Consider the following 12,464-nt stretch of genomic DNA (forward strand, 5'->3'; position numbering starts at 1 on the left):
CTACGGAAGGTGCAGGCCGGGCCGGTGCCGACGGCTCAGGCGGGCCCGGCGTAGGTCGCGGCGATCGCGGTGGCGCGCTTGTGCAACGCGGCACGCAATGATTGCGGCGCAAGGACTTCCGCGGCCGCGGCGAGCTGCCACAGCGCCCATTCGGCGTGCCGGGAATCCTGGAAAACCATCTCCAGCTGAAGCCATTCGTCCGGGCCGATTTCTTCGGCGTGAATGGCGAGCGCGGTGCGAGCCAATTCTTCCCGCCGCTCCGGGCGAATTCGGACTAGCGTGACGATCTGGTCTCCGCCGGTCCGGAACCGCGTGCTGCGTTCCTGCCACGCTCGGCCCAGGTCCACGCGATCCGGCCGCTGTGCGGGCTTGTCGAGTTCCTCGGCGGCCAGCACCCGGGACAGCCGGTAAGTCCGGTCCTCGCCATCGCGGGTGGCCAGCAGATATCCCTGCTCCCGCACGGTGACCAGTCCAATCGGGTGCACTGTGCGCCACTTCGGGGCTTGACTGACCGCTTGGTAGCGGATGCGCACCTGATGTCCGGCGAACACCGCGCGCCGGATCTCGGCGACCACGACGTCAGGCACGTCGTCGGCGACCGCGCGACGCGAGAGGAGGTCGTTTTCCGGGTCGATGAGCAACCGCTCGGCCACGCCCGCGGCGGTGGTCCGATGGCTTTCCGGCAGTGCGTCGACCACCTTGAGCATGGCCGAAGCGAGCGCCGAACCGAGACCGAACGCCTGCGCGCCGCGCCGCGATCCGGCGACCAGCAGGGCGAGCGCTTCGTCGTGGTTCAGCCCGGTGAGTTCGGTCTGAAATCCAGGCAGCAGCGCGAAACCGCCGTTCCGCCCGCGCTCGGCGTACACCGGGACGCCCGCCGCGGACAGCGCGTCGATGTCCCGCAAAACGGTGCGAGCGGACACTTCGAGTTCGCGGGCGAGGGTGGCCGCGGACAGCCGGCCGCGCTGGCGCAGCAGCAGAACCAGCGAGACCAACCGGTCGGCGCGCATGCCGAAAACTCTACCCAATACACGACACAGGATGTCGCGTATTGCTTGCGAGGCTGCTCCGCGTACTGCTGAGAAGCGAAGGGGAGCAAGTGGTGGAGAGAACGACTGTCAACCCGTGGGCGTGGTCGACGGCGATGGGCTACAACCAGGGCGATCTGGTGTCCGGGCCGGTCCGGACCCTGTACTGCTCCGGGCAGACCGCGGTGAACGGCGACGGCGAACCGCAGCACGCCGGGGACATGGCGAAACAGATGGCGCTGAGTCTCGACAATCTGGAAGCAGTGCTCGCCGAAGCGGGCATGTCGCTGGAAAACCTGGTCCGGCTCAACGTCTACACGACCGACGTCGACCTGCTTTTCCAGCACTACGGCGTCCTCGCCGGTCGCCTGGCCGAGGCCGGCGTCGCCCCGTCGACCACGATGCTCGGCGTGATCCGGCTGGCGATCCCGGCCCTGCTGGTCGAACTGGAGGGGACCGCAGTCGCTGACCAGTAGGTTCGTTGCTTCGGCGGCCCGCATATATCGCGACGTGATATATATGGACGGGTGACCGAACGAGGCATGTCGGAGCAGGTCTTCCTGATCCTCACCGCGCTCGCCGACGAACCGAAGCACGGCTACGGCATCGTCCAGGCCGTCGAAAAGCTGTCCGAAAACCGCGTCCGGCTGCGGGTCGGCACGCTGTACGGCGTGCTGGACCGGCTGGTCGCCGACGGCTGGGCGGAACGGGACAAGGAGGAGATCCACCAGGGGCGGCTCCGCCGGTATTACCGGCTGACCGATCTGGGCGGCCGTACTTTGGCCGAGCAGACCCGGCGCTTGGCCGCGAACGCCGCTGCCGCGGAGTCGGTGTTGCGGGCGCGGGGCTGGGCGCTCGGGGGTGGGGCATGAGCGTTCTCGAGGCCCGGCCGGCAGGGTTGCCTCGCCCTGGCGGATTCGCCGACCTGGGCGGCTGGGCATGACCGCGCCGGAACTGCGGTACCGCCGGATGGTGCGGATTCTCCCTCGTTGGTACCGCGCCGACCGCGAGGACGAAATGGTCGGCGCCCTGCTGGACGCGCGGGAAGCCGGTCGTCTCGCGGCCGGGCGTGAACTGCTCGCGATGCTGGGGCTGGGCTTGCGTGCCAGGCTGGCCGCTTGCTCAGCCCCAGCTCGCGTGGTCGCTTTCGGCGACACCGTCCGGCTGGTCGCCCTGCTCGGACTCTTCTGGGCAGCGATGAAGGGCGTCTTCTCCCTCGGCCACGACTTGTGCGACGCGCTCGGCTACCCGCGAACGAGCGGCCTCCACGCCTCCGCGACCGATACCGGCCTGTCGCTTTACCCTTCCCCGTTGGCTCAGCAGCTTGGGCGGGACGTCGCGCTGGCCGCCGCCGCCGTCGTACCGCTCGCGCTCCTTTTCTCCGGACGGCGCCGAGCCGCGCGAGTAGTCGCCGGAATCGTGCTGGTCGCCGGATTCGCGGCGTTCCTGTATCAGTATTCATTCAGTTTCAGCCCTGACCTGCTCGGCTACTTCGTCCCGCAATGGCTGCCGCTGCTGCTCCTGATCGCCGGATTCCATCTCGGAGCCCCGCTGCCGGCCGCGCGTAACTGGTGGACCGCATTAGCCGGGGGTGCGGCTTCCGTGTTTTACTTCGGTTCCTTCGTCGAAGCGGACCTGCGCGGGATTTCCTGGTTCGCATGGGCGGCCGTGCTTGTCATTCTCGCTTATTTCGCGTTCCGGCGACGTTCGGCCGCGTGGTCGTTCTCGCTCGCGGTGTGCTGTTCGCTGGTGCTGATCCAGCCGCTTGTCCTCGTCGCGACCATGGCCGCGGGCACGTTCCAGGCACTGGATCTAGTGCAGGTCTTCCTGGCGGGCGCGGGCATCGCAGCGCTGACCGCAGCCGGAATCATCGATTACCGCCGTCAAACCGCATAGCGCTCTTTCAACAAGGATTCTCATGGACACCATGCCAAGGGCGCTTCCGCGCGCCTTGAATCAGCCCAATTACGCGCTCAATAACAGGCGAAGAAACAGCTGGATAGTCATCGGTTCTATCCTTTTGATCGCCATTCTCGGCTACTTCACCCGCTGGATCTGCGACGACGCGCTAATCTTCACCAGAATTGTCGAGCAAATCCTCGCCGGAAACGGTCCGGTCTACAATCTCGGTGAACGAGCCGAGGCTTCCACGAGCACGCTGTGGCAATGGCTGCTCGCCTTCGCCGGATTCGTGTTCGGCCGATCGGACACCTCGACCCTGTCCTGGATGCTCGGTCTCCTGCTCAGCGCCGCCGGGTTCGGATTCGCGGTCAGCGCGACGATCCGGTTGCACGGCGGGCGCGCCGCGGCGATGGTGCCGTGCGGCGTCCTCGTGCTGCTGGGAGTGCGGCCGGTGTGGCAGTACGCGACGTCCGGGCTGGAGACCGGGCTGAACACGTTCTGGATGGCGCTCTGCTGGTGGCTGCTCGTGCGCTTGCGCGAAAGCACTTCCGCCAGATCTGTTGTCGCAGCAGCGTTCGTGATCGGATTGGGCCCGCTGGTCCGTCCGGAACAGGCGTTGGTGGCCGCGGTATTCCTGGTGGCACTCTGGCTGGTGACAAAGCCGAGTTGGCGAGTCGTCCTCGCCGCGGTCGCGGCCGCCGGAGCGCTGCCGGTCGGGTACGAGATCTTCCGCATGGGCTTCTACGGCATCCTCGTGCCGATGCCCGCGCTCACCAAAAACGCGAGCGAATCCTTCTGGGGCCGCGGATTCGGGTACGTCGGCGATTTCGTGAACCCGTACCTGCTGTGGTTGCCGCTGGTCCTCTGCACCGTCCTGCTCGCCGGGGCGCTCCGGAGGCAGCGCACCGATCGGATCGTCACCCTCGCTCCGGTGGCCGCCGGTGTGCTGTCGCTGGGATACCTGCTGAAGGTCGGCGGCGACTACATGCACGCGCGCATGGCGCTGCCGATCTTCTTCCTGCTGATGCTGCCGGTGCTGGTGCTCCCGGCGGCGAAGAAGACGCGGGTGATCGGCGCCGTCCTGCTGGCGTGGGCGGTTTTCTGCGCCGGCATCGGCCAGTTCGTCCCGCAAGACGGCAAGCTCATCGACGACGAGCGCGGCTACTACCACGCGTGGACCGGCAAGAGGTATCCCACCGAGTCGGCGGATTTCACCCCGAAGATGAAATATCTCAAGGACGCCGTCAGCCCGCGCGCCCTGACCTACGAGGATCCGCGGGGGCGGATCCTGACGACCCGGCTGCGCGCGGACGTCCCGTCGAAGTCCATGGTCACCGGGGTGTATCTGGGGACGGTCGGCGTCATGTCGCCGGTGGACGCCGGCGTGGTCGACTTCTGGGGCCTCGCCAACCCGATCGGCGCGCGGTTCGAATTCCCGACGGTGAAACCAGGCCACTCGAAACCGCTGAGCAACGCCTGGCTGCTGGCGGACTACGCGGACCCGTCGGCCCCGGTTCTCGCTCCGGGCAACTTCGCCATGCGCGCCGACATCACCGCGGACCAGGTCGCCGCCGCCCGGCACGCGCTGAGCTGCGGGGACTTGGCGGAGATCCAGCGGTCCACCCGCGAGCCGATGTCGCCGGGCCGGTTCTGGGCCAACCTCACCGGAGCCGTGCACCGGACCGGGGTGACCGTCCCGCCGGACCCGTTCGTCGCGGAGCGGACCTTCTGCGGAGGCCCGTGATCTTCTCCGGCGGAACTGCTCTTGCCCAGGTCAGAGCGGTAGCGCATGCTGGAGTCCGCAGCGACGCGGAGGTGAGGGGAATGGCGGCTGAGCCGACCTTGATCGGGTCCGTGCGGCGCGCGCTGCATCTGCTCGACGCGGTCGGCGCGAGCGAACGGCCGGTGCCGGCCAAGGTGCTCGCCCGCACGGTCGGGCTGCCGCTGCCCACGACGTATCACCTGCTGCGCACCCTCGTCCACGAGGGATACCTCTGCAAGCTCGACGACGGCTACGCGCTCGGCAGCCAGGTCAGCGAACTGCGCCAGCACACGTCGCTGCACGCGTTGCTGCCGAAGACCCGCCCGGTGCTGCGAGCCCTGCGCGACGAGGTCCACGGCGCGGCCTACCTCTCGCTCTACTCCGATGGAGACATCAAGCTCATCGACATCGCCGACGGGCCGACCGCCCCCTCGGTCGATCTGTGGGTCGGCGTCCACGAATCCGCGCACGCGACGGCATTCGGCAAGTGCATCCTGTCCGGCCTCGACAGCGAGGGACGCCGGGACTACCTGTCGCGGCACCAGCTGGCCGATCTCACGCCGCACACCATCACGGACAGCCGGGTGCTGGAGCAGCGGCTGTCGCAGAGCGGGGATGTGTTCAACGATCGCGAGGAGTATCTGCTCGGTACCGCGTGCCTGGCGACGACGGTCCGTACGCCGGGTGCGTTGGGTGCGGTAGCGATCTCCCTGCCCGCGCGCCGCCTGGGTTCCGCACCCCTGCAGTCCTTGCGCCGAGCAGCCCAACGGGTGTCCCGCGCCCTGGCCGTCACGCGCTGAACCGGCCCGTTATCACCATCTGAAATCCAGCCCGTTGTCCGGCGGACCGCGCCCGGCGAAAGTGGCCTCCAGAGCGAACGGGAGGTCCCATGGAAGCGCAGGACAGGCTGGACCTGTACCGCACGATGGTCCTGATCCGCACCTACGAGGAGGCCATCCTCCGCGAGTACCACGCCGACAAGAAACCCGTCTTCGACATCGGCGCCGGGCTCGTCCCCGGCGAGATGCACCTGTCCGCGGGGCAGGAACCGGTGGCGGCGGGCGTCTGCGCGCATCTCACCGGCGACGACGCGGTCACCGCGACGCACCGGCCGCACCACTTCGCCATCGCGCACGGCGTCGACCTGAACCGGATGACCGCTGAGATCTTTGGCCGGACGACTGGACTGGGCAGAGGGCGCGGCGGGCATATGCATCTGTTCGACCCCGCCGTGCACTTCTCCTGCTCCGGCATCATCGCCGAGGGCTACCCTCCCGCGCTCGGGCAGGCGCTCGCGTTCCAGCGCCGCGGGACGGACCGGGTCGCTGTCGCGGTCACCGGCGAGGGCGCGGCGAACCAGGGGGCGTTCCACGAATCGCTCAACCTCGCGGCGTTGTGGCAGTTGCCGGTGATCTTCCTGGTGGAGGACAACGACTGGGGCATCTCGGTGCCGCGCAGCGCGTCCACGTGCGTCACGTCGAACGCGGACCGCGCCGCCGGATACGGGATTCCCGGCGTGCGCGTCGAGGACAACTCGGTCGAGGCGGTCCACGAAGCGGCGGGCCAGGCGGTCGCGCGGGCTCGTGCCGGGGAAGGACCGAGCCTGATCGAGGTGCACACGTTGCGGCTGTGGGGGCATTTCGAGGGCGACGCACAAGGTTACCGGTCCGATTTGGACGGTGTGCCGGGCCGGGATCCGTTGCCTGCCTATGAGACCCAGCTGCGCGCTGATGGCGATCTCGACGACGCGAAAGTCGCGGAATACAAAACAGCGGCCAGCGAACGAGTCGAAGCGGCGATCGCGTTCGCCAAAGAAAGCCCCGAGCCGGATCCCGACACAGCGCTGGATTTCGTGTTCGCGCGAGCCTGACGACACAGCGAGGAGAAGCAGCAATGACGCTCACCGAACCCTCCGCGCCCGCCGGGCGGAAACTCAGCACCGCGAAGGCCATGGTCGAGGCCATCGCCCAGGAAATGGACCGCGACGAACGGGTGTTCGTGCTCGGCGAGGACGTCGGGTCCTACGGCGGGATCTTCAGCTCCACCACGGGTTTGCTCGACCGCTTCGGCCCGCGCCGGGTGCTGGACACGCCGATCTCCGAGACCGCCTTCATCGGCACCGCGATCGGCGCGGCGGTCGAGGGGCTGCGGCCGGTGGTCGAGCTGATGTTCGTCGACTTCTTCGGCGTCTGCATGGACCAGATCTACAACCACATGGCGAAAATCCACTACGAATCCGGCGGCAATGTGTCCGTGCCGATGGTGCTGACCGCCGCGGTCGGCGGCGGATATTCGGACGGCGCGCAGCATTCCCAGTGCCTGTGGGGAACGTTCGCGCATCTGCCCGGGATGAAGGTCGTCGTGCCGAGCAATCCCGCCGACGCCAAAGGATTGATGACCTCCGCGATCCGCGACGACAACCCGGTGGTGTACCTGTTCCACAAGGGAGTCATGGGTTTGCCGTGGATGGCGAAGAACCGCCGGTCGATCGGCCCGGTGCCGGAAGGCGACCACGAGGTCCCGATCGGCAAGGCGAACGTCGTGCGCCCGGGCAGCGACGTCACCATCGTGACGCTGTCGCTTTCAGTGCACCACGCCCTCGATGTCGCCGACGAGCTCGCCGGGCAGGGCATCGACTGCGAGGTCGTGGACCTGCGCAGCCTCGTGCCGCTGGACACTGACACGATCCTCGACTCAGTCGGCAAGACCGGCCGGATACTCGTGGTCGACGAGGACTACCTGTCGTTCGGCCTGTCCGGCGAGGTGATCGCGCGCATAGCGGAACGGGACCCGAGCCTGCTGCGTGCCCCAGCCGCGCGCGTAGCGGTGCCGGACGTGCCGATTCCGTACGCGCGCCCGCTGGAGTACGCGGTGCTGCCGACGCCGGCGCGGATCCGGCAGGCCGTCCTCGATCTGGTGGGCGCATGACCGACGTCTTGTTCCCCGTCCTGTCCGAGAACGACCCGGACGGCGAGGGGGTCCTGGCCACCTGGTTCGCGACGGACGGCGCGACCGTCCGCGAGGGCGAGCTGATCGCGGAGGTCGCGGTGGACAAGGTCGACGCGGAAGTACCGGCTCCGGCTTCCGGCGTGGTGCGGTTTCTGGCGGGGGAGGGCGACGTGGTGAAACAGGGCGCGCCGATCGCCCGCATCGAGTAAGCGCACGGGTCGCCCCGTGCTGGCAACGGGTCGCCGCCGGGTCCCACCGTTGCCCGGCGGCGGCCCGTGTTCGCCTCAGCTGACGTTCGCGAACTGGCCCGGCTGGTACATCCCGGCGGGCGTGCGCACGATGACGTTCATCCGGTTGGCCGCGTTGATCAGGCCGATCAGCATGACCAGCGCGGCGAGCTGGTCGTCGTCGTAGTGCTCGCGCGCCTGCGCCCACGTCGCGTCGGAAACGTCGCCGGCGTCCGCGATCCGGGTGCCCTCCTCGGTCAGCGCGAGCGCGGCCCGCTCGGCGGGGGTGAAGACGGTCGCCTCGCGCCAGACGGCCACCAGGTGGAGCCGTTCCGCGGTCTCGCCCGCCGCGGTGGCGTCCTTGGTGTGCATGTCGGTGCAGAAGCCGCAGCCGTTGATCTGGCTGGCCCGCAGCGAAACCAGCTCCTGCGTGGATGTCGGCAGCGACGAGTTGCGCAGCAGCATGCTCAGCCCGGCGAACCGCTTGCCGAGCGACTTGCCGAGGTCGTTGTTCATCATGTCGAAGCGTGCGTTCATCAGATCCTCCAGTGTGGTGAAGCGGATGCCCATGAGATGCCGGCCGCCCGCAGGATGTGACAACCCCGGATGTGACCCGCGTCGCACCCGGCCCGCTACGCGATCTCACGGACTTTCCGCGCACCAGTACGCGGCGGCTGCCGAAAACGGGTCGCTCGCGCATGAGGCCGGGACGCAGAATGCGGATATGGCCGACCGGGGCGGTACCGCGCGGGCGACCGGGCTGAGCCTGGTCTCCTGGACGCTGTTCGCGAGCTCCGGTCCGCTCGCCAAGGCGGTGCTGGACGCGGGCTGGAGCCCGGCCGCGGTCACCGCAGTGCGGATCGGCCTCGCCGCGGTTCTGCTGACGCCCGGCGTCGCACTGCTGCGGCCGCGGGCGTTGCGGTTCCGGCGCGCTGAACTGTGGCTGCCGCTCGGCTACGGACTGCTCGGCGTCGCGGGCGTGCAACTGTTCTTTTTCGTTGCGGTGTCCCGGATTCCGGTCGCGGTGGCGATGGTGCTGGTGAACCTGTCGCCGGTGCTGGTCGCGCTGTGGGTGCGCGTGGTCCGTCGGACGCGGCTGCCGATGGCGGTATGGCTGGGAATCGCGCTGGCGATCGCCGGGCTGGTGCTGATCGCCGGTCTCGGGCCTGGGGCGAAGCTGGATTTCCTCGGCGTCGCGGCCGGATTGGCGTCGGCGGTCTGTTCCGCCGGGTACTTCCTGCTCGGCGAACGCGGTGCGAGGCGGCACGATCCGCTCGGGATGACTGCTGCGGGCCTGGCGATCGGGGCGGCGGCGACCATCGCGATTAGTCTATTGTGGACTATGAGAATCGCGTCGAGCCCGGTGTCGCTGGGCCACGCGACGATCCCGGTATGGCTCGCCCTGCCGATTCTGGCCGTCTTCGGCACCGTGCTGCCGTACCTGGCGGGGCTGCACGCGCTCGGCGGGTTGCCGGTGACGCTGGCTGGATTGCTGGCGCTGGCGGAGCCGTTGGTCGCGGCCGTGCTCGCGTGGGCGCTGCTGGGGCAGGAGCTGGGGCTGGCGCAATTGCTGGGGGCGGTGCTGCTGCTCGCCGGCGGGGCGGGCACGGCGCGGGGCGTTGTGAGTGTTTATGCCGGTTCTAACCGGCATAAACACTCACAACCCCTTACATCTTCGCCGCCCCCGCCTTAATCGCCTCGCGGATCCGGGAGTACGTCCCGCAGCGGCAGACGTTGCGGATCTCGTCCAGGTCGGCGTCGTTGATCTCGCGGCCCTTCGCCTTGGCCTCCTTGACCTTCGCGACCGCCGCCATGATCTGGCCGGGCTGGCAGTAGCCGCATTGCGCGACGTCGTTCTCCAGCCAGGCTTCCTGCATCGGGTGCAGGTCGGCCTTCACGGTGTCCGGCAGGCCCTCGATCGTGGTGATCTCGTCGGTGGCCTTGATGTCGGCCACCCGCACCGAACACGGGTTGAACGCCTTGCCGTTGAAGTGCGACGTGCAGGCCTTGCACACGTTGATGCCGCAGCCGTACTTCGGGCCGCGGACGCCGAGCACGTCGCGCAGGACCCACAGCAGCCGCACATTGTCGTCGACGTCGACGGACACCGGCTTCCCGTTGAGGATGAAGGTGTGCTTGCTCATCGTGCTCCTCAGTAGGTGTGGCTCAGGCCGTCGGTCGGCGATTCGGGAACGGGCGGGACGAACGACTTGACCTCGAAACCGATCGGGTCGTCGTGGTTGATCGGGAACCGCTTCGGCACCTTCCCGGTCGCCCGGGCGTACGCGCACGCGACTGCGGCGACGGAACAGGCCACGCCCGCTTCGCCCGCGCCGCCCGGCTGCTCCCCGTTGGACGGCATCGCGATCGCGGTGAAGTCCTGCGGGATGTTCCACTGCCGGGTGTAGAAGTAGTTGTCCCAGCTGGCTTCCAGGAAATGTCCGTCCTTCAGGTGGACACTGCTGGTCAGCGCGAGCGCCAAGCCGTCGGCGAAACCGCCCATGATCTGCGCCTCGAGGCCGCGCGGGTTGATCACGAGTCCGGCGTCGAGCGCGATGACCGCCTTCGTCACGCGCGGCCCGGTGACGCCGTCGCGCACCTTGCGGTTCACCGTCTCCGGGCGGCAGTCGATTTCCACGAGGCAGGCGCTGGCGCCCTTGTATTCCTTGTGGATCGCGATGCCCTGCGCGGTGCCCGGGGCCATTTTCTTGCCCCAGCCGCCGACCTCGGCGACCTTGCGCAGGACGCCCTTCACCTTGTCGTTCTTGAGGAATTCCATCCGGAAGTCGTACGGGTCCTTGCCCATCGCCTTCGCGAGCATGTCGACGACCAGTTCGTTGGCGCAGCCGACGTCGGGCGAGTAGACGTTGCGCATCGACCCGGTGTTGAACCGCTGGTCGGTTTCGGTGAGCGTCTGGTCGACGACGCCGAAGTTGTACGGCATTTCCTGGCTCAGCACGAAAACCGCCTCGGCGACGCCGAGGTTGCCCAGTCCGGTCGGCAGTTTCGTGGCGACCGAGGTGAGCATTTCGCCGAGCCCGTGCCGGAACGACGTCTCGACCGAGGTGTGCCGCTGCTCGAAGGTGAGCACGTTCCCGGCGAGCACGGTGGCCCGGATCCGCGACGTCGCCATCGGGTGCAGCCGGCCCTGGCGCGGCTCGTCAGCGCGGTGCCACATCAGCCGCACCGGCTTGCCGAACGCCTTCGACGCCTGCGCCGCTTCGATTGCGTGGTTGCCGAACAGCTTGTGCCCGAAGGAACCGCCGCCGGTGACGACGTGGCATTTCACCTTGCCCTGCGGCAGTCCGACCGCCTGCGCGACCTCGCCCTGGGTGACGATCGGCGACTTCAGCCCGGCCCAGATCTCGGCGCTGCCGTCGCGGACGTCGGCGACCGCGCAGTACGGCTCCAGCGCAGCGCTCGAGCGGAACATGAACTCGAAGTCCGCCTCGACTGTCTTCGCCAGCACCGGAACCTTCGGCACGGCGAGCGGGAGCTCGGCGCGGCGCAGATTGGCGAGCACGGATTCGTCGTTTTCGCCCTCGACGCTGCCGGGGCCCCAGTCGACCTGCAGCGCGCGCACGCCGTCAATGCACTGACCGAACGTCTCCGCGCGGACCGCGACCCCGGTCGGGATGATCGCGACGTCGGTGACACCGGGCAGCTTCAGCACGTCGGCCTTGTTGCGGACGGCCTTCGGCGTGCCGTTGAGCGTCGGCGGACGGCAGATCATCGTCGGCAGCGCGCCGGGGACGTCCAGGTCCATCGCGAACTGCTTCTTGCCGGTCACGATGTCGAGCGCGTCGAGCCGGGTCTGCGGCTTGCCGAGCACCTTGAACTCGTTGGAGCCCTTGAGCTTGCTCGGGTCCAGCTGCACCTGCTTGGTGGTGCTGGACGCGGCCTTCGTCGCCAGTTCGCCGTACGTCGCGGTCTTGCCGTTCGGCGCGGTGACGACGCCGCCCTTGACGATGAACCGCTCCGCGGTCCCGCCGAGCAGGATGGCCGCCGCTTCGAGCAGTTGCTGCTTGGCGATCGCGGCGGCCACGCGGATCGGCGTGTAGGTCGAGACCGTGGTGTTCGATCCGCCGGTGAGCTGGTTGAACAGCAGTTCCGGACGCGCCGGGGCGAGCGTGACGTGCACCTTCTCGACCGGAAGGTCCAGTTCCTCGGCGATGATCATCGCGGTCGAGGTGGTGATGCCCTGGCCGACCTCGGCGCGCGGGATCTCGAACGAGGCGCTGCCGTCCTTGTTGATGGTGACGGTGATGAGCTGCGACGTCGGAAGGCCGGCGTCGGTGAGCGCGTCGTTGAGGTCGTACAGCTCGGGCGGCTGCGGAGCCGACGGCACGGCGGCGGACGCGGAGCTCGCGAGCCCGACGTCCGCGGCCACGACGAGGGTCCCGGCCGCGACGACGTACCCGAGGAACCCGCGCCGGGAAACGCCGGCGCGCTCCTTCCCGGTGTCCGGCTCGGAGTGACTGAGAGTCACGCTGATTCCCCTTTCGAGGTAAGGACCGCGTGCCGGATGGCAACACGTGCACGCGGGTGGTGGTGATGGACCACCTTGCCGGGTGAATCCGGGCTTGAGTGTTCAAG

General features: G+C 68.5%; 13 protein-coding genes. 9 read left to right on the forward strand and 4 right to left on the reverse strand.

Annotated features, from left to right (window positions below):
* Positions 1 to 35: 35 nt before the first annotated feature.
* Positions 36 to 1,010 (reverse strand): helix-turn-helix transcriptional regulator, encoded by a 975-nt coding sequence (locus H4281_RS14205; RefSeq protein WP_182891347.1) that lies wholly within the window; start codon positions 1,008 to 1,010, stop codon positions 36 to 38.
* A 92-nt stretch (positions 1,011 to 1,102) separates the two neighbouring features.
* Here H4281_RS14205 and H4281_RS14210 point away from each other — a divergent pair, with 92 nt between their 5' ends.
* The 8 genes from H4281_RS14210 to H4281_RS14245 all read left to right on the forward strand — a co-directional run bounded on the left by H4281_RS14210 (position 1,103) and on the right by H4281_RS14245 (position 7,850).
* Positions 1,103 to 1,504, forward strand: coding sequence for a RidA family protein (locus H4281_RS14210; protein WP_182891348.1), 402 nt, complete (start codon positions 1,103 to 1,105; stop codon positions 1,502 to 1,504).
* 51 nt (positions 1,505 to 1,555) lie between these two features.
* Positions 1,556 to 1,900: a PadR family transcriptional regulator gene (locus H4281_RS14215; protein WP_199818003.1), complete on the forward strand. Its 345-nt coding sequence runs from the start codon at positions 1,556 to 1,558 to the stop codon at positions 1,898 to 1,900.
* A gap of 67 nt (positions 1,901 to 1,967) precedes the next feature.
* Positions 1,968 to 2,924 carry a hypothetical protein gene (locus H4281_RS14220; protein WP_182891349.1) on the forward strand — a complete coding sequence of 319 codons (957 nt, stop codon included), beginning with the start codon at positions 1,968 to 1,970 and terminating at the stop codon, positions 2,922 to 2,924.
* A 124-nt stretch (positions 2,925 to 3,048) separates the two neighbouring features.
* Positions 3,049 to 4,674, forward strand: a complete 1,626-nt coding sequence (locus H4281_RS14225) for an ArnT family glycosyltransferase (RefSeq protein WP_220507167.1) — start codon at positions 3,049 to 3,051, stop codon at positions 4,672 to 4,674.
* Positions 4,675 to 4,754: 80 nt separating this feature from the next.
* Complete coding sequence (locus H4281_RS14230) at positions 4,755 to 5,492, forward strand: IclR family transcriptional regulator (RefSeq protein ID WP_182891351.1); 738 nt, start codon at positions 4,755 to 4,757, stop codon at positions 5,490 to 5,492.
* Between the two features lie 89 nt (positions 5,493 to 5,581).
* The gene (locus tag H4281_RS14235) at positions 5,582 to 6,562 is read left to right on the forward strand and encodes a thiamine pyrophosphate-dependent dehydrogenase E1 component subunit alpha (protein WP_182891352.1); all 981 of its coding nucleotides are present in this window, start codon (positions 5,582 to 5,584) and stop codon (positions 6,560 to 6,562) included.
* Positions 6,563 to 6,585: 23 nt separating this feature from the next.
* Complete coding sequence (locus H4281_RS14240; protein WP_182891353.1) at positions 6,586 to 7,620, forward strand: alpha-ketoacid dehydrogenase subunit beta; 1,035 nt, start codon at positions 6,586 to 6,588, stop codon at positions 7,618 to 7,620.
* Positions 7,617 to 7,850, forward strand: coding sequence for a biotin/lipoyl-containing protein (locus tag H4281_RS14245; RefSeq protein ID WP_182891354.1), 234 nt, complete (start codon positions 7,617 to 7,619; stop codon positions 7,848 to 7,850). Before H4281_RS14240 ends, H4281_RS14245 begins: the two co-directional genes overlap by 4 nt.
* Before the next feature lie 75 nt (positions 7,851 to 7,925).
* Here H4281_RS14245 and H4281_RS14250 read toward each other — a convergent pair whose 3' ends face one another.
* Positions 7,926 to 8,405, reverse strand: a complete 480-nt coding sequence (locus H4281_RS14250) for a carboxymuconolactone decarboxylase family protein (RefSeq protein WP_182891355.1) — start codon at positions 8,403 to 8,405, stop codon at positions 7,926 to 7,928.
* Between the two features lie 187 nt (positions 8,406 to 8,592).
* On the opposite strand from H4281_RS14250, the gene H4281_RS14255 reads away from it, so the two are divergent.
* Positions 8,593 to 9,561 (forward strand): EamA family transporter, encoded by a 969-nt coding sequence (locus tag H4281_RS14255; protein ID WP_182891356.1) that lies wholly within the window; start codon positions 8,593 to 8,595, stop codon positions 9,559 to 9,561.
* On the opposite strand, the gene H4281_RS14260 is transcribed toward H4281_RS14255, so the two are convergent.
* Positions 9,536 to 10,012 carry a (2Fe-2S)-binding protein gene (locus tag H4281_RS14260; protein ID WP_037817840.1) on the reverse strand — a complete coding sequence of 159 codons (477 nt, stop codon included), beginning with the start codon at positions 10,010 to 10,012 and terminating at the stop codon, positions 9,536 to 9,538. The two genes, H4281_RS14255 and H4281_RS14260, sit on opposite strands and share 26 nt — an antisense overlap.
* An 8-nt stretch (positions 10,013 to 10,020) precedes the next feature.
* The gene (locus H4281_RS14265) at positions 10,021 to 12,357 is read right to left on the reverse strand and encodes a molybdopterin cofactor-binding domain-containing protein (RefSeq protein ID WP_182891357.1); all 2,337 of its coding nucleotides are present in this window, start codon (positions 12,355 to 12,357) and stop codon (positions 10,021 to 10,023) included.
* Between the last annotated feature and the right edge of the window lie 107 nt (positions 12,358 to 12,464).

This window comes from Amycolatopsis dendrobii, assembly GCF_014145675.1.
Classification (GTDB): domain Bacteria; phylum Actinomycetota; class Actinomycetes; order Mycobacteriales; family Pseudonocardiaceae; genus Amycolatopsis; species Amycolatopsis dendrobii.